18 protein-coding genes are annotated in these 15,648 nt (G+C 68.9%); 5 read left to right on the top strand and 13 right to left on the bottom strand.

Going from position 1 to position 15,648, the window contains the following annotated elements:
• Window positions 1-183 (top strand): hypothetical protein (locus tag VGH85_17815; protein HEY2175667.1); only part of this gene is annotated, 183 nt, incomplete at its 5' end.
• Window positions 184-198: 15 nt separating this feature from the next.
• Here the strand turns inward: VGH85_17815 and VGH85_17810 are convergent.
• Together VGH85_17810 and VGH85_17805 are read right to left on the bottom strand one after the other, a co-directional pair.
• On the bottom strand, window positions 199-1,164 hold the full coding sequence (locus VGH85_17810; protein HEY2175666.1) for a hypothetical protein: 966 nt from the start codon (window positions 1,162-1,164) through the stop codon (window positions 199-201).
• Between the two features lie 194 nt (window positions 1,165-1,358).
• Window positions 1,359-2,753 (bottom strand): MFS transporter, encoded by a 1,395-nt coding sequence (locus VGH85_17805; protein ID HEY2175665.1) that lies wholly within the window; start codon window positions 2,751-2,753, stop codon window positions 1,359-1,361.
• Window positions 2,754-2,806: 53 nt separating this feature from the next.
• Here VGH85_17805 and VGH85_17800 point away from each other — a divergent pair, with 53 nt between their 5' ends.
• Window positions 2,807-3,448: an ABATE domain-containing protein gene (locus tag VGH85_17800; GenBank protein HEY2175664.1), complete on the top strand. Its 642-nt coding sequence runs from the start codon at window positions 2,807-2,809 to the stop codon at window positions 3,446-3,448.
• Window positions 3,449-3,467: 19 nt separating this feature from the next.
• On the opposite strand, the gene VGH85_17795 is transcribed toward VGH85_17800, so the two are convergent.
• From VGH85_17795 to VGH85_17770, 6 genes are all read right to left on the bottom strand, one after another.
• Entirely contained in the window at window positions 3,468-4,325 is an 858-nt protein-coding gene (locus VGH85_17795; GenBank protein HEY2175663.1) for a carbohydrate ABC transporter permease, read from the bottom strand.
• Complete coding sequence (locus VGH85_17790; protein ID HEY2175662.1) at window positions 4,322-5,248, bottom strand: sugar ABC transporter permease; 927 nt, start codon at window positions 5,246-5,248, stop codon at window positions 4,322-4,324. The genes VGH85_17795 and VGH85_17790 overlap by 4 nt, the downstream gene beginning before the upstream one ends.
• Entirely contained in the window at window positions 5,238-6,668 is a 1,431-nt protein-coding gene (locus tag VGH85_17785) for an extracellular solute-binding protein (protein ID HEY2175661.1), read from the bottom strand. The genes VGH85_17790 and VGH85_17785 overlap by 11 nt, the downstream gene beginning before the upstream one ends.
• 166 nt (window positions 6,669-6,834) lie before the next feature.
• Entirely contained in the window at window positions 6,835-7,593 is a 759-nt protein-coding gene (locus VGH85_17780; protein HEY2175660.1) for an ABC transporter permease, read from the bottom strand.
• Window positions 7,590-8,579 carry an ATP-binding cassette domain-containing protein gene (locus VGH85_17775; GenBank protein HEY2175659.1) on the bottom strand — a complete coding sequence of 330 codons (990 nt, stop codon included), beginning with the start codon at window positions 8,577-8,579 and terminating at the stop codon, window positions 7,590-7,592. Before VGH85_17775 ends, VGH85_17780 begins: the two co-directional genes overlap by 4 nt.
• A 60-nt stretch (window positions 8,580-8,639) precedes the next feature.
• Window positions 8,640-9,596 carry a nitronate monooxygenase gene (locus tag VGH85_17770; protein ID HEY2175658.1) on the bottom strand — a complete coding sequence of 319 codons (957 nt, stop codon included), beginning with the start codon at window positions 9,594-9,596 and terminating at the stop codon, window positions 8,640-8,642.
• A gap of 63 nt (window positions 9,597-9,659) precedes the next feature.
• On the opposite strand from VGH85_17770, the gene VGH85_17765 reads away from it, so the two are divergent.
• Both VGH85_17765 and VGH85_17760 read left to right on the top strand, forming a co-directional pair.
• Window positions 9,660-10,523: a HipA family kinase gene (locus VGH85_17765; GenBank protein ID HEY2175657.1), complete on the top strand. Its 864-nt coding sequence runs from the start codon at window positions 9,660-9,662 to the stop codon at window positions 10,521-10,523.
• Complete coding sequence (locus tag VGH85_17760) at window positions 10,520-10,918, top strand: DUF3037 domain-containing protein (protein HEY2175656.1); 399 nt, start codon at window positions 10,520-10,522, stop codon at window positions 10,916-10,918. The genes VGH85_17765 and VGH85_17760 overlap by 4 nt, the downstream gene beginning before the upstream one ends.
• Before the next feature lie 9 nt (window positions 10,919-10,927).
• Here the strand turns inward: VGH85_17760 and VGH85_17755 are convergent, their stop codons facing one another.
• Window positions 10,928-11,218, bottom strand: coding sequence for a hypothetical protein (locus tag VGH85_17755; protein ID HEY2175655.1), 291 nt, complete (start codon window positions 11,216-11,218; stop codon window positions 10,928-10,930).
• A gap of 275 nt (window positions 11,219-11,493) precedes the next feature.
• Window positions 11,494-12,372, bottom strand: a complete 879-nt coding sequence (locus VGH85_17750; GenBank protein HEY2175654.1) for an aminoglycoside phosphotransferase family protein — start codon at window positions 12,370-12,372, stop codon at window positions 11,494-11,496.
• A gap of 64 nt (window positions 12,373-12,436) precedes the next feature.
• Here VGH85_17750 and VGH85_17745 point away from each other — a divergent pair, with 64 nt between their 5' ends.
• Window positions 12,437-13,156, top strand: a complete 720-nt coding sequence (locus VGH85_17745) for a PIG-L deacetylase family protein (GenBank protein HEY2175653.1) — start codon at window positions 12,437-12,439, stop codon at window positions 13,154-13,156.
• A 4-nt stretch (window positions 13,157-13,160) separates the two neighbouring features.
• Here VGH85_17745 and VGH85_17740 read toward each other — a convergent pair whose 3' ends face one another.
• From VGH85_17740 to VGH85_17730, 3 genes are all read right to left on the bottom strand, one after another.
• The gene (locus VGH85_17740; GenBank protein ID HEY2175652.1) at window positions 13,161-13,565 is read right to left on the bottom strand and encodes a PPOX class F420-dependent oxidoreductase; all 405 of its coding nucleotides are present in this window, start codon (window positions 13,563-13,565) and stop codon (window positions 13,161-13,163) included.
• Between the two features lie 320 nt (window positions 13,566-13,885).
• On the bottom strand, window positions 13,886-14,662 hold the full coding sequence (locus VGH85_17735; GenBank protein HEY2175651.1) for a heavy metal-binding domain-containing protein: 777 nt from the start codon (window positions 14,660-14,662) through the stop codon (window positions 13,886-13,888).
• A 41-nt stretch (window positions 14,663-14,703) separates the two neighbouring features.
• On the bottom strand, window positions 14,704-15,633 hold the full coding sequence (locus VGH85_17730) for a heavy metal-binding domain-containing protein (GenBank protein HEY2175650.1): 930 nt from the start codon (window positions 15,631-15,633) through the stop codon (window positions 14,704-14,706).
• Window positions 15,634-15,648 lie beyond the last annotated feature (15 nt).

Here is a 15,648-nt window from a genome sequence, read left to right as displayed (position 1 = left end):
GGCTACTTCGACATCACGCGGCAGATCACCGATCCCCGGATACTCAGGAGTTCTCCCTACGCCAAGCGGCTCTTCGTCCACCACTTCCGCATCGCGACGCTGGACCAGCTCGATGATGCCTTCGCAGGGTGGCTCGCCGAGGCATATGCCGTGGGATCAGGGGCCCACTTACGTGACCCCTGATCCATTCGCGCGGCGTTAGTGGTTGCCGACGGCGTTGGTGATCTTGTTGGTGATGTCGGTGGTCTGGCTGGCCGGCGGCGCGGTGATGTCGGCGGGAGTGCCGTAGTCGGAGATCGTCTCGCTCAGGTGGACGGTCACCGGCTTGGCCTCAGTTCCACCGGCCGCGGTGGCAGCCGTCGGTTTGATCGTCTCGGCGATGGTGAGCCGGCGTAGCCGTCCCTGGGCGTCGGTCCAGACCTTGACCGGCAGAGTACGGCTGCCGAGCTGCTTCTCCAGTGCCGTGATGCGCGACGTTGCCTTACCGCCAGCGCGAGCGGCGACCTTGCTCAGGTCGATGCTGGTCTGGTAGCCGGTGGTGCGGGTCCCGGCGATGGTGGCCGGGCCGAGTTTGGTGACCTTGTCCGACACGCCACGTAGGTAGCCGAGCTGTGCGGACGGATCGGTGGGAACGTTCTGCTGCAACTGTTGCATCGTCTTGCCGGTCTTGGCCTGCAGCAGCTTGTTCAGGTCCAGCTTCGCCCACATCCGGTCGCTGCCGGTGAGCTTGCTCATGGCCGCGGCCGGGGTGGTGTGCAGGTACTCGGCGCCGGTCAGGTACCGGATCTCCATCTGGTTACCGGTCGGCAGCTTCATGGTGATGTCGGCGGCCCGGCTCCCGAAGTTCACGACCCCACTGCCGGTCACCGCGACCTGCTGGCCCGCGGTCGACGAGCCCTGCGCGCCACCGGCGGTGATGCTGACCTTGGCGGTCTTCGACGCCGTGGTCTTGGTGTAGGCGGCCTGCACCACATGCGCGGCCGAACTACCGCCCGTCACCGTGTCCTTACTCGGGTGCCCGGCCTGCGAGGGTGACCCACTCGAGCAGGCGGTCGCGGCCAACGCCGCCACGGCGATCCCGGCGCCGGCGATCCCCGCCCTGCGGAGCATGCGTGCGCGGCTGGTAATGGTCTCGTACGACTGCTGGTGTGCTTCGGTCTGCATGACTCAACTCCCTTCGGGCACCGCCACATCGGCCTCGTGCCCGTACGCGGATCACCCGGCCTCCTACGCCGTCAGATGTCCGCTCCGGTGGAGTGTCCGCCCCTCGTACTGGCGGTCGGCTGACTGCCCAGCCGATCAAACCCGTACCCCGGAGATCAGCCAATTACCTGACTGACACCAACTACTTCACACCGTCACGCGCCGGATACCCCTGGTAGAGGCGCCAGCTGATGTCTCCGGGGCGCCCGGGCGGCAGCGACGGCGCCGGCGGTGGCGGCGAGAACGACGACGACGATCCAGGCCGTACGCGGCTGGAGAGTGGTCGCGATCAGCAGAACGAGCGCCGTCCCGATTGCGGTGCCGAGTTGGGCGGCGGTGTTGAGTACGCCCGCAGCCGTGGCCTTGATGGTGTCGCTGACGGCGGTTCCCAGGACGGTCGCGGCGACGGAACCGATACCGATTCCGAGTCCGCAGATCCCCGCCGCAGCACCGATCCCGATCGCGGATGGCCACACGGTGAGCAGGGCATTGCCGACCGCGATGGTGCCCAGGCCCAGGCCGAGGACCGGTCCCGAGCCCCATGCAGCGATCAGTCTCGGAGCGGCGAGCGAGCCAGGCGCCACCAGAATGCTGAACGTGACCAGCAGCGCAGCCGCCCGCAACGGAGTCAGGGCAAGCTCTTGCTGGAGATAGATCGCGGCCAGGGTGATGGATGAACTCGTCGTGGCGGTGTTGACGAAGGACCCGACCGCGCCCCAGCTTAGCCTCGCCGATCGCCGTGCCTCGGCGGCGATCAGCGGGTATCGGGCACGCCGTTCGACGAGCGCGAAGCCCACCGCCGCCGATACCCCGACGCCGGTCACGGCGACGCCCAGTACCGCCGGACGGTGCTCGCCGAACAACGTGGTCCCGGCGACGATCCCCATCGCGCCGCCGACCAGCAGGATCGACGAGCGCCAGCTGATGCGCACCGCGGTGCGTCGTGGGCCGTCGACCGGAATCGTGGCGGCGATGGCGCCCGCGAGCAGCGCCGCGAGCACGATGTTCATCCAGAACACCGCACGCCAAGAAGCGAGGTCGGTGAGCACGCCGCCGATCACGAACCCCGACGCGCCCGCCGTCGCGCCGGCGGCGCTCCATCCCGCGACCGCCCGACGCCGGGCCGGTCCTTCGGGGACGACGGTCGTCAGCAGCCGCAGCGCTGATGGCACGGCGGCTGCGGCCGCGGCCCCTTGCAAGGCCCGGCCCACGACCAGCAGCCACACCGACTGGGTGGCCGCGGCGAGGGCCGATGCCCCGGCAAAGAGGGCCAGCGCTGCAAGGACGGTACGACGGTGCCCGACCCGGTCGCCGACCCGCGCGGCGACCATCAGCAGACCGCCGAAGAACATCGCGTAGGCCGTGACCACCGCGGCGCCATCCGCGGGCGCCGCACCGAGATCCGCCAGCATGCGCGGTAGCGCCGTCACGACGACCGTCACGCCGAGGACGTCGACGAACTGCACCCCGCAGAGCACGACAGCAGCCGGACCATGCCCCGCGACCGCGGGCGACTCGGCCGGCCTGATGTTTCCGGCTAATTCCCTCACGCCGGGAACACTATAGACCTCGTTCCATCTCGCAACTGGTAAACTGCGCTTTGATGGAAACAGGATCGAACGGCCAGGCTGCCGTGCGCGAGCTGCCGATCGTCGCCGGTCATCTCGCGCTGGACTTCGCCAACACCGTCGACGACCCCCTCGGTACGGCGCGCTTCGACCACGCGGCGACGTATGCCGACCTCGTTCGGTGGACGGCTCGGACTCAGGTCATCGCACGCACGCGCGCGTCGCGCCTGCTCCGCGCGGCAGCGAGTCACCCTCAGGACGCCGCGGTGGCTACGACGAGTGCCCACGAACTGCGCGACGCCCTGAACCAGACGTTCGGGGCGGTCGCCGACGGCGCAGCCGACACGTCAAAGCAGTGGACGAGACTGCGCCCGTTCGTCGCCGACGCCTTAGCCAGCGCCACTCTCGACGACTCGGATCGGACCTTCCCGCATTGGGCTTGGCCGCAGACCGACGATCTCGCCGTTGTCCTCCACCCGATAGCCTCGGCCGCCGCAGACCTGCTGGTGAGCGACCAACTCCGCCGGGTCAAGCGATGTGCGCGTTGCCCGTGGCTCTTCCTGGACAGCTCGAAAAACCGGAGCCGCCGCTGGTGTGACATGAACGACTGCGGAACCGCGCAGAAGATCGAGCGCTATGTCGCGCGTCGCGCGGCAGCCCGCCGCAGCACGGTCTGATCCGGCGGCCGCTCGGCGGCTATTCGCCGGTGACCGCGCCGAGCGTGAGGCCGCGCACCAGGTACTTCCGTACCGCCAGCCCGATGACGACCATCGGCAGTGCGACGACAGTGCCGATCGCGGTCAACTGCCCCCAGTTCACGCCGGTCTGGGTGATCAGCTGGGACGCGGCGACCGGCAGAGTTGCGCTGCCCGGGCCGCTGAAGGTGACGGCGAAGGCATAGTCGTTCCAGGCGAAGACGAGGCAGAGGATCGCCGTCGTCACGATGCCGGGCTTGGTCAGCGGTACGGCGATCCGATAGAACGTCTGGAACCGGTTGGCGCCGTCGACCCTCGCCGCCTCCTCGATGCCCTGGGGGAGGTCGGCGAAGAACGCATTCATGATCCAGATCGCGAACGGCAGGTTGAAGCTCAAGTAGGCGACGACCAGCGCCCAGATGCTGTTGATCAGATGCAGGTAGGTGAAGCCGATGTAGAGCGGGAGGATCACCGCCGCGATCGGAACCATACGGGTGCTGATGATCCAGAAGGCGAGGTGTCGCTTGCCGCGCCAGCGGCTGCGCGCCAGGCCGTAGCCCGCGAGGCTGCCGAGGACCGTCGCGAGGATCGTCGAGATCCCCGCCGCGAGGACGCTGCTGCGCACATAGGTCAGCAGGCTGTTACCGCCGCTGAAGAGGCCGGCGTAGTTGGCCATCGTCGGCGAGAAGTCCAGCAGCGGCGTACGGGACAGCACATCGGCCGGATTCTTCAGCGACGAAATTGCCATCCACGCCACCGGGACGACGGTCCACAGCACGACGACTGCGAGCGCAACGTAGAGCACGATGCGCCGGCCAGGAAGTCGAAGCCCGCGGCGCGCGGTGTGGGTCTGGCTCATCCGATCAGCCCCCGACGTCGCAGGATTCCGGTGAACAGCATCGCGATGGCGATCGACAGCGCGAGCATCACGATGCCGATCGTGGCGGCGTAGCCGAGGTTCAGGAACTGGAAGGCGACCTCGTAGAGACGAAGCGGGATGATCTTGGTGGCGTTGGCCGGGCCGCCGGCCGTCGACTGCCAGATCACATCGAAGTAGCGCAACGCGTCCATCGAGCGGATCAACAATGCGACGAGCACGATCCCGGAGATCGACGGGACGACGACGTGCCGCAGCCGCTGCCAGTATCCGGCGCCGTCGACCTTCGCCGCCTCGAGGACCTGTCCGGGGACGGAAACGAGGCCGGCGAGGGTGATCAGCACGATCAGTGGTGTCCACTCCCACACGTCCATCAGGACCACTGCGATGAACGCCGAAACCTGGCCGCCCAAGATGTTGCCGGTGAAGATGTGCGTCTCCCGCAGCACCCACGCATAAACGCCGTAGGTCGGGTTGACCAGGAAGCGGCCGAGCAGGCCGACGATCACCGGCGCGACGAACATCGGGATCAGCAGTATGGACAGGACGATGTTCTTGCCCCACACCATCTCATAGACCAACAGCGCGATCCCGAGGCCGAGCAGCATCTCCAATCCGACCGTCGCCACGAAGAAGATCACCATCGTGATCCAGCCGGCGCCGACGTTGGAGTCGGTGAACATCTGTGCCCAGTTGTGGAATCCGATCCACTTCGGCGCGATGCCGACGCCGCCGACCAAGCTGATCTTGTTCAGCGTCATGTAGATCAGGTAGAAGAACGGCACGATCGAGATGGCGGCGAGGATGAGCAGCGCCGGCAGCATCATCTTCACCTCGAAGCTGAACCGGCGCTTGCCCTGCCGGATCGGACGCAGCCGCGCAGCTTCCAGTGCTCTAGACGCCACTGGAGCCTCCGTTGACCGCGTCGTCGACGCCCCGTTTGGCGTCACGCATGGCATCGGCCGGTGACTTGTGCCCGGCGAGCATCTTCGACAGCTCGGTGAAGATCACGGCATCACACTGATTCCAATACGGCACCTTGGGACGCAGCCCGATGTTCTGCGGCTCCCACGCGACCTTCACCGCGTCGTACGGGATCATGTTGGGCGCGTCCGACGGTGGCTTGGTCGCACGCTTCACCTTGGGCATTTGGTAGACCGACTGGCGGGTCGGCGTTCCGCCGCCGACCTTGCTGAACAGGCCGGCCTCCTGAGTCTGCGGCGCCGTCGCCCAGACGAGAAACAGCCAGGCCGCACGCTGCTCGTCGGTGGTGATGTATTTGTTGATGGAGATGCCGGTCCCGCCGTAGTGGTTGGCGCTTCGCGCCGGGCCGGTCGGCAGCGGGGAGAACCCGATCTTGTCGCCTAGCCCGCCCGGCGCAAACCAGCTGGCGGCGTCCTCGTGCCAGCACGGGCACATCGCGATCAGGCCGTCGCCGAAGGCCTCGGCCAGGTCGTTCCAGTCCCAGCTCACGCTGCCGGGATGCGCGACGCTGAGCATCTCGTTGTAGAACTCGGCCGCGCGGATCGCCTCGGGCTGATCGAGCGTGCACGGTCCAGGATCGGTGCTGCCGTACTTGCCGATGTGCTGGCCGTTGTGGAAGTAGTCGCCGCCGTAGGCCCACAACACGTTGGCGAAGTCGTCGTTCAGCGACGTGAACTGCTTCGCCTGATGGCCGGTGCCGTAGGGAACCTCGTCCTGGTTGGTGTTGAACCATCGCGCCATCTGGAGGTACTGGTCCCACGTCGTCTTGATCGACGGCGTCGGGTCGAAGCCGAGATCGTGCTGCATCGCGTCGTGGTACTTCTCGAACAGGTCCTTGCGATAGCACCAGATGATCGTCGGGCAGTCGTAGGGCAGCGCGAGCAGCTTGTCACCGAATCGGCCGGCAGCCAGCAGCTGGGTGGGGACGAAGTCCGCGGTGCCCTTCGGCACCGAGGGCAGCGTCTTGTCGTGCATGAATGTCGAGAGATCGGCGAAGCCGTCGGAGAGCGGCGCCATGATGTTGTAGGGATCGGCGTAGATCACCTGGTACTGGCCGCTGTGTGCGGACAGGTCGAGCGCGACCTTCTGCTCGACCGAGGTCAGTACCAGCTGCGAGATGTTGACGTTGATGCCGGTCAAGTCGACGAACGGCTGGAGATTCGCCGCGATCGCCGAGCTCGGCCCGGTGTTCTCGGAGATGAAGTTCAGCGTCATCCCGCTGTACTGCTTCCAGCCGCTCCCGCCGTGACTGGGGGTCGAGCTGCTACAGCCGGCGAGGCCGGCCGCTGCTGCACCGGCGATGCCCACGCCAGCGGTCTTGAGAAAGGTCTTGCGAGTCATGGCATTCGGGCGTTCGACTCGCATTCGCTTCCCTCCCTCGGCGGACCGCCCAACGTAGGAGGGGCGCCCAGACGTGTCAAGGGAGCGACCCAGGGTTTTTTGCCCTCGACGCGCCCGGTCTACAGAGACGTGTCTTACCCCGGCTGAGGCCGCCAAACCGCCCTTTTTAGTCGCTGAAGTGGGCGAGGGCGCGTAGCGACAGGGCGGTGAGGACGATGCCGGTGACCACGATGGTGAGCACACAGGCCCCCAACGATCCCCATCGGATGTGCGGGCTGAGAACGAGATCGCGCAGTCCGGTGATGACATAGGTCACAGGATTGAAGCGAGCAATCACCTGGAGCGGGCCTGCGAGCTGATCGAGGGGGACGAAGTTGGGGGTGAGGAAGAGCAGCGGGAAGAAGATGATGAACGACGCGTTGGTCGTCTGCACGTTCTTCGTCTTCAGCGCGATCGCAATGGCGATCCCGGCGTAGGCGACGCCCCAGAGCGCGGACAGCACGATGAGCAGCACCACGCCGATGACGCCGGTCTCGACCCGCGCGCCGAACGCGAACCCGACTGCGAGGACGAGCGCGGAGACCGCCAGACCGCGGGCCAGGTCGGCGGCCAAACGTCCCCATACGATGGCGGTACGCCTGATGGGCGCGGCCAACAGCTTGTCGAGGTATCCCACGTCGACGTCGGTGACCATGGCGAGCCCGGAGGTGGCTGAGCTGACCGCGAACACGAGCGACACGGGGATCTGGAACGCGACGTAGTGCTGGCCGTGCAGGAACGGCGTACTCGGCGGGAAGACCCGGTTCACCTGGCCGAGGTTGACGACCAGGAAGAACACCGGGATGAAGAGCGCGGGAATCGTCGCGGCGGGAATGCGCCACACTTCCCGCACGGCTCGGCGGGCCAGCAACATCGTCTCGTTCATGACGTCATCTCCGGGACGCCGCCCTCGATGCGCCGCCCGGTCGAGGCGAGGAACACGTCGTCGAGAGTCGGCTGGGACAGCGAGATCGTGGACGGCCGGATGCCGGCCTCGCCCAGAAGCCGTGCCACGTCGGCTACCGCCGCCGCGCCATTGCCGATGTACACAGCCAATCCCTCCGCCGCGTCGGTGACGTGATCCAGACCCGGGAGCGGCGCCAGCGCGGCGGTCGCCCGATCGTGCTCGGCCGGGTCCAGGCCGATGGTGAGTACGTCGCTACCCAGCTGGGACTTCAACGCGGCCGGGGTGCCCTCGGCGACGATCCTGCCGTCGTCGATGATGGCTACCCGGTTACACAGTTGGTCGGCCTCTTCCAGGTACTGCGTGGTCAGGAAAACCGTGGTACCGAGGGCGTTGATCCGGCGGACCTCCTGCCACACCGTCACCCGACTCGCCGGATCGAGGCCTGTCGTCGGCTCGTCGAGGAACAGGACATCGGGCTCGTGGACGAGTGCCGTCGCCAGGTCCAGCCGCCGCTTCATGCCGCCGGAATAGGTGCCGATCAGCCGGTCGGCAGCGTCGTCCAACCCGACCAGCCGCAGCAATTCGGCGCTGCGTGCCGGCGGGTCGGGGATCTGATAGAGCCCGCACTGCAGCTCCAGCAGTTCCCGCCCCGACTGTCGCTGATCCAGCCCGGCGTCCTGCAACGCCACGCCGATCCGCCGCCGTACCTGCGCCGGATCACGGCGCACGTCCACTCCGGACACCGTGGCCTGCCCGTCGCTGATCGGCAGCAGCGTGCACAGCATCCGCACGGTCGTCGTCTTTCCCGCGCCGTTCGGGCCGAGGAAACCGAAGACCTCGCCCCGATGAACGGCGAGGTCGATGCCCCGCACCGCTTCCAGCTCACCCTGGCCCCGGCCGCCGCGATAGCGCTTCACGAGCCCTTTCACCTCTATGGCGAGGTCGTCCGACGACTCGCTGCTCACGCCGCTCCCATCTTCCGGCCGCACCCGATGGCCGATCCAAAGAGCACTTTAGGCCGTCGATCATCCCCGGCCGGCGTGGGTAAGAGCGCGCTCGGCGGTGGTGACGAGGTCCGCGACGATCTCGGCGGCAGGTGGTACGTCGGTGATGAGGTCGAGGCCTTCGCCGGCCCATACCGGGCGGACGTCCATGTCGCCCCGGGCAGTCGCCTCGGCGTACGCATGCCTCGTGGCGGCGTCGCCGGCGAGTTCGTTCTCCCGGTCCCGCCATCGATCGAGGAACGGGTTGCGCAGCGAGCGGCCGGTGTAGGCGTGCGGCCAGTTCGTGCCGCCGGCGATGTCGAGAATCCGGCTGCGTTGGGTGTCTCCACCCCGCCCGTCGACGAGCGCCTTGGTCACCTCGGGCGCGACGAGAGCCTCTTGGCTGGCCTGGAAACGGGTGCCGATCAACGCGCCCGCGGCGCCGAGCGCCAGCGCGGCGGCGAGACCGCGACCATCGGCGATGCCGCCGGCCGCAAGCACCGGCGTGGGTGTCGCCAGGTCGACGACCGCAGGGACGAACGGAAGGGTCGCGCGTCCACCGCCGTGGCCCCCTGCCTCGGAGCCCTGCGCGACGATGACGTCGGCGCCGGCATCGAGTGCCTGCTTCGCCTCGTCGAGATCGGTCACCTGCACGATCAGGACGGTGCCCGTGTCGCGGATCCGCCCGGCGAGCGGTCTGGGGTCGCCGAAGGACAGCATCACCGCGGCCGGCCGGCGATCCAGCGCCCACGCGACGGTGTCGCCGTCGACCGCCCAGGTGAGAAAGCCGACGCCCCAGGGATTGGTGGTTCGCTCGGCAACGACGGCGAGTTCGCGGGCGAGCCAGTCGCGGCTACCGCGGCCGCCACCCACCAGTCCGAGCCCGCCGCCGTTGGACACGGCCGCGGCGAGCGCCCCGCCCGCGGAACCGGCCATCGGCGCGAGTGCGACCGGATGCTGTACCGCGAGGGCCTTGGTGAACGACGTGTGCATGACCATGGGGACGATCCTAGGTCCGTGGATCGCCCGGCCAGGACTGCTGACGCCGTAGGGTTGGCAGCCGTGCTGCCGCATGTCGTCGCCACCCGCTACGTCACCCCCCTGCGCGAGGGCGGGTCCCTGCCGGGCCTGATGGAGGCCGACGACCTCGGCACCTACGTCGTGAAGTTCCACGGCGCGGGGCAGGGGCGCAAGGCGTTGATTGCGGAGGTCGTCAGCGGTCACCTGGCCCGTGCACTCGGCTTCGCGGTACCCGACCTGGTCACCGTCGACGTCGACCCGGTGCTTGCGGCGGGCGAGCCCGACCAGGAGGTGCAGGACCTGCTCCGGGCCAGCGGCGGGCTGAATCTCGGGATCGACTACCTGCCGGGCGCGCTCGACTTCGACCCCGCGGCCTTCCCCGTCGAACCGGTGCTGGCCGGCCAGGTGCTGTGGTTCGACGCGTTCGTCGGCAACGTCGACCGGTCGTGGCGCAACCCGAACATGCTCTATTGGCACGGCACGCTGTACCTCATCGACCACGGCGCGACCTTGACCTTCCACCACAACTGGTCCGGTGCGGCGAGTGCATCGGGCCGGAGTTACGACGCCGGCGATCACTCGCTGATCGCGTTCGCACCGGAGGTCGAGGCGGCCGATGCGCACCTCGCGCCGCAGGTCACGACCGACCTCCTTCAGGAGACGGTGGCGCAGATCCCGGACCGGTGGCTCGAGGACGAACCAGGATTCACCGACGCGGCCGAGCTGCGCGCGGCGTACGTCGAACAGCTCGCCTCCCGACTGCAGAAGCGCGACAGCTGGCTCTCGGGCCTGCGATCCGGCGCCGCCCGCGATCGGGATCCGGAGCCCGCCCGGCGCGGGTCGGGTCGGCCTGGCTGGCTTTCGGACGCACTCGGGGTGCGCCCGGAGAAGGGAGCGCCGCGGTGACCGGCAAGCGGGAGGCGTTCGAATACGCGGTCCTGCGGGTGATGCCGAGAGTGGACCGCGGGGAAGCCATCAATGCCGGCGTGGTCGTCTATTGCCGTCCGCTGGATTACCTCGGATCGCGGATCCACCTCGACGAGGCCCGGCTGCGTGCGCTGGACCCGACCGCCGACCCGCGGGTGATCGACCTGGCCCTACGCGCAGCGGCGGATGTCTGTGCGGCGAACGGCGACGCGGGGCCGGCCGGGCGGGAAGACATCGGCCGGCGGTTCCGTTGGCTGACCGCGCCGCGGAGCACCGTCGTACAGCCCGGACCGATCCACACCGGGCTGACCTGCGATCCGGACGCCGAGGCCGACCGGCTCCTGCGGGTGCTGGTCCTCTCCGTGGAGGAATGACGGGAGGTGTCAGGCGGTCTTGCGGCGGGGCTGCGCGGCGGAGATGGTGCGCCGACCGCAGACCTCCCAGCCGGAGTGCGGCCGGACGATGACGTGCTGCCCCGACCCGGCGCCGTGGATCACGGCCTCACCCTTGGCGGAGAAGCAGCTCAGCAGCCACCACGAGTGCTCGCGGCAAGCACGAAGGGTGGTGCGAGCCATTCCGCAGGCCTGCTCGATCTCCCAGTCAGCACGGCTCCGACATCCGATCTTGTCGCACAGGACCGACTTCGGCATCGCGCTGCTGGTGACCTCCGTCATGCGGACCTCCGTGAATCGGGGCGGCGACTCGGTGTGAATCCGACGGCGTCGTCATCACGCGGCACACGGCCGATCCGTCGCACGTCCGAGTTGCGCCAACCACTGGCCCCCTTTCTTCCCCCTTTCCGGCTGCCCCAAACGCTCTTGGGTCTGGGCGGATCGGACGGGTGGCGGAACGTCGGCCGGGCCAATCGGCGTACTAGATCGATTCACAATTCCGGAGATCCTGGGAAAGCCCGCCGAGACGCGAAATGCGCCGGAAATAGTACGAGTAGTCAGACAGGAATCCGGGATTCGGCGAGAGTGAGCTCCCGCTCGACCTCGGAGGGTCCGAAGTGTCGGATGGCCCAATCGACCTGGCGCAGGCTCATCGCGGCCCAGTAGGCCCGCAGGGTCGGCCGGTCTAACCAGTCGTCGATCAGCCGGTCGAGCCAGGCCACCGTGTCGGGGTCGGCGCCCAACGGCGCCGCGGAGAACCGCAGGGTCACGAGCATGAACCGGCGGTCGCCGCGGGCGATGCCATCCCAGTCCACGATGCCGGTGATGGAGCCGTCCTCGTCGACCAGGACGTTTTCGGGGTGGAAGTCCAGGTGGACCAGATCGTCGCCCTGCATCGTCGCCTGGCCGGTCTCACCGACCTTGCGCACCCACGCGAGCAGCCGGGCCGTTCGCGGGCTGTACGCCGCCAGCGACTCATGCACGCTGAACCCCGGGCCGCTCCTCCGCAGATGAAGGTCCGGCGGGGGCACGTCGGGGCGGTCGGCGAGCAGCCCGCGGCACCGGTCGATGAGCGCCACCATCGCCTCGACCACGTGCCGGGCGGCGCGTTCGGGCGGCTGTCCCGGGAGCCGCTCCTGCACGATCGCGACCGCTCCGGGGACCACGGTGACCAGCTCGTAGTGGGGCACGGGCAGGCCGCGGGAGCGCGCGAGCCGCAGGATGTCGGCGGTTTGGCGCACCGCACCGGCGGTTCCGTGTCCTCGGGTGAGCACCCCGTCCCGCCCGTCCGGCCAGCGGACGAACGCCGCACCGACCTGTCCCCCGGGAGCCGGGCCGAGCAGCTCGAGGTCCGTGCCGGCGTAATCGTTGACCAACTGGACAAAGGTGCGCGCGTCGAGCCGCGCGACCGGCGCAAGCGCGGGATGGTCGGGCACGAGCGAGCAATGTAGTGGAGATCCCGAGTGGACATCACGGTGGAGGAGCGCGATGAGCGACCAACTGGAACCGATGCCCGAGGACTGGCGGCGTGCCCTTGCCGTGGTCGCCCACCCGGACGACCTCGAGTACGGCGCCGCCGGTGCGGTCGCGGCCTGGACCGCGGCCGGGCGGGACGTCGCGTATCTCTTGGTCACGCGTGGTGAGGCGGGGATCGACGGGATGGCGCCCGACGAGGCCCGGTTGGTCCGGGAGGGCGAGCAGCGGGCCAGCGCGGCGGTGGTCGGCGTCGACACCGTCGAGTTCCTCGACTACGGCGACGGCCGGATCGAGGCCGGGCTGGCCCTCCGGCGCGATCTCGCCCGGTCGATCCGCCGGCACCGGCCCGAGCTGATCGTCACTCTGAACCACCACGACACCTGGGGTCCGGGCTCCTGGAACACCCCCGACCACCGTGCGGTCGGACGGACCGTGCTGGACGCCTCCGCCGATGCCGGCAACCGCTGGATCTTCCCTGAGCTCGCCGACGAGGGCTTCGAACCGTGGGCCGGGACGAGGTGGGTAGCGGTGGCCGGCTCGCCGCAGCCCACCCATGCCGTCGACACGACCGACACCCTCGACCTCGCGGTGCTGTCCCTCGCGGCGCACCGCAGCTACATCGAGGCACTGAGCGGTCAGCAACCCGAGGCCTACGCCCGGGAATTCCTCACCCGCGCGAGCTCGGGCGTCGCCGACCGGTTCGGCGGGCGAGCCGCTGTGTCGTTCGAACTGATCGGCCGCTGAGCGGTCAGGACGGGTCGAAGCCCCATGCGTTCCACGCGTCGACCTCGATCCAGGCGCTGACCCGCTTCCGGTCCCGGTTGGGGTAGGCCGATCCGGTGTAGTGCCGGGAAACCCGGTCGATGCCGGACAGATCGGGGTCGTCCTCCAGCGAGACCACCGAGCCCTGCAGGCTCACGTGCCGGTACCAGTTCGGTCCGTCCAGGACGGTCAGCGAGACCCGCGGGTCGGACCGCAGGTAGTGCAGCCGGCGCCGCTCGGCGTCCATGTTGACCAAGATCCGGCCGTCGTCCCAGACGTACCAGGTGGCGACCGTGACGGCCGCGCCGTCGGGGCGCACCGTTGCGATGATCGCGGGATTCGGTTCGGCCAGTACGGCGTCGATGTTCGTCGGGACGGGCGGCTTTGCCATGTCTGCTGCTCCTCGGGTCCCTCGTGTCGGATCCAGGTGTCGCCGTCCAGATCCTCTCGCGGCGCGCAGCGCCGTGATCACGAGGGCCTGGCCGGACCGATGTGGGGTCATACGTCCGCCGCCGACGTGCCGGCCTAGGCGACATCGTGCGCCGTACTCGCATCTTCGGCGCAAATCTGCGAGTAGGACGCACGATGTCGACCCCTTCGCGGGGTGGCGTTCGTTCAGTCGTCGGCTACGGGTCGTCCGACGTGTCGCCACGTCGTACAGCGATGCGGCAGGCGGTGTCGACCCCTCCCGGATCGCCGGCCCTACAACTCTCAGCTGTCGGTCAGCGGGAGGACCAACTGCGGCGTCGTGATGGTGTGGTCGGCGCGCAGCGGGCGTACCGCCGTGCCGATCGCGAAGAACTCCGTCGTATGCCCGCCCCACCGGTGCGGCAGCGAGAGCAGCTGTACGCCGACGATGCCCTCGGCCTGCAGCTGCTCGGCCTCGGCCTGCATGCGGCTCATCGCCAGCTCCCGGGCGTCGTACAGCGCCTCGGTGAATTGCGGGATCTCGACGTTCTGCCCGATGTTGCCCATCGTCTGCCAGAACCGCTGGTGGGCGATGTGGTAGACGCACGAGCCCATGACCATGCCGAGCGGCGCGTAACCGGCCTGCACGAGGGTCCAGAAGTCCTGGCCGGTCAGGTCGGAGGTGAAGGGCTTCCCGGTGTTGTTGCGCCAGTTGTCGCCGTCGTCGGCCTTGACCGCGGTGCCGACCGCGATGAACTCGGCGAGATCGCTGCCGAACTCCTTGAATTCGATGTCGAGCCGGACCCCGACGATTCCGTCGGCGCCGAGCACATCCGCTTCGGACTCCATGCGGGTCATGGCCAGCTCACGGGCGTGGTACATGGCGCTGGAGAGGGTGTCGAGCTCCTGGTTCTTGCTCCATCGGCCCATCTGGAAACCGACGTGGTAGATGCTGGTGCCCAGCACCAGGCCGAGCGGTCGGAAGCCGGCTTCGCGGACGAGCAGGAACTCGTTGACGCTCAGGTCCGAGGTGAACAGGCTCGTGGCCTGGCCCGGTCGCATCTCGGCCAGGCGGCGCATGGCATCGGTCGGGACGCCACCCTGTTCGGTCGGGATCTCGGTCACTTGCGCTCCGTTCTGCCGGATGGTTGGGTCCGCGGTCGCAGCGGGAGGATGGTCAACGCCGAGGTCGGCGCCGCCTCCTCGCGGTGGAAACGCGCCACCGTGGTGCCGAACACCATCGATTCGCAGACGTGGTCACGGTGCCCCTCGCCGGGCTCGATCGACCACACGTGCATGGTCATCCGGGACACGATCGCGCCGTCGGCACCGGCCGCGCGCACCGCGCCCTCGAAGAGGTGCCGGGCGTCGGCCCGGACGTGGGTGACCAACTCGGTGTAGCCGGTCACCTCGACGTTGCCCGCACCCCAGGACGACTGGGCCATGGTGCGGTAGTCGTCGTGACGTACGCCGACCGAGATGCCGATGCCGATCGTGACGGGCACCCACCCGGCGGTCATCAGCTTGGCGACGTCCTGGCCGGGCAGGTCGGTGACGAAGGGTCGGGCCGGCCGATCGGGCGCGCGGGCCCGGACGGCGGTGCCCAGCGCGACGAACTCGCGGTTGCCGCCCCCCAGGCGCTCCGCGGACAGCCGCACCCCGACGATGCCGTCGGCGCCCACCTGGATCGCCTCGGTCGCCATCCGTTCCAGCGCCGTGTTGTAACCGCGGTAGAGGGCGTCGACGTAGGGCTTGTAGCCCGAATACTGGCTGCCGGCCTGCCCGCTGGTCACGGTCGGCGTCGAGTAACCCCCGCCGTAGCCGTAGCCGCCGTACTGATAGCCGTAGCCGTACCCGCAGCCCCGATAGCCCTGCCAGCCGATCTGCTCGACCATGCACCCCATGACCTCGCCCACCGGGCTGAGGCCGACCGCCTCGACGCCGGCCGCACCGGCGACGGGGAGCAGCGAGGTGCGGAGTCCGGACCGGCCGAACCGCTCCATCCGGGCAGCGGCCGCCGGGGGCAGTCCGTGACCGTCCCAGTCCGCCACAAGACCTCCTGACCC

This window comes from Mycobacteriales bacterium (assembly GCA_036497565.1).
Classification (GTDB): Bacteria; Actinomycetota; Actinomycetes; order Mycobacteriales; family QHCD01; genus DASXJE01.
Note: the sequence above shows the minus strand (reverse complement) of the source record. Positions and strands in the feature narration are given on the sequence as shown.

What these genes read in the sequence shown, in the direction of transcription:
- VGH85_17810 (HEY2175666.1), bottom strand. Translation starts at nt 1,164, where the DNA reads ATGCAGACCGAAGCACACCAGCAGTCGTACGAGACCATTACCAGCCGC.
- VGH85_17800 (HEY2175664.1), top strand. Translation starts at nt 2,807, where the DNA reads ATGGAAACAGGATCGAACGGCCAGGCTGCCGTGCGCGAGCTGCCGATC.
- VGH85_17795 (HEY2175663.1), bottom strand. Translation starts at nt 4,325, where the DNA reads ATGAGCCAGACCCACACCGCGCGCCGCGGGCTTCGACTTCCTGGCCGG.
- VGH85_17785 (HEY2175661.1), bottom strand. Translation starts at nt 6,668, where the DNA reads ATGACTCGCAAGACCTTTCTCAAGACCGCTGGCGTGGGCATCGCCGGT.
- VGH85_17780 (HEY2175660.1), bottom strand. Translation starts at nt 7,593, where the DNA reads ATGAACGAGACGATGTTGCTGGCCCGCCGAGCCGTGCGGGAAGTGTGG.
- VGH85_17770 (HEY2175658.1), bottom strand. Translation starts at nt 9,596, where the DNA reads ATGGTCATGCACACGTCGTTCACCAAGGCCCTCGCGGTACAGCATCCG.
- VGH85_17755 (HEY2175655.1), bottom strand. Translation starts at nt 11,218, where the DNA reads ATGACGGAGGTCACCAGCAGCGCGATGCCGAAGTCGGTCCTGTGCGAC.
- VGH85_17740 (HEY2175652.1), bottom strand. Translation starts at nt 13,565, where the DNA reads ATGGCAAAGCCGCCCGTCCCGACGAACATCGACGCCGTACTGGCCGAA.
- VGH85_17735 (HEY2175651.1), bottom strand. Translation starts at nt 14,662, where the DNA reads ATGCGCCGCCTGGCCGAGATGCGACCGGGCCAGGCCACGAGCCTGTTC.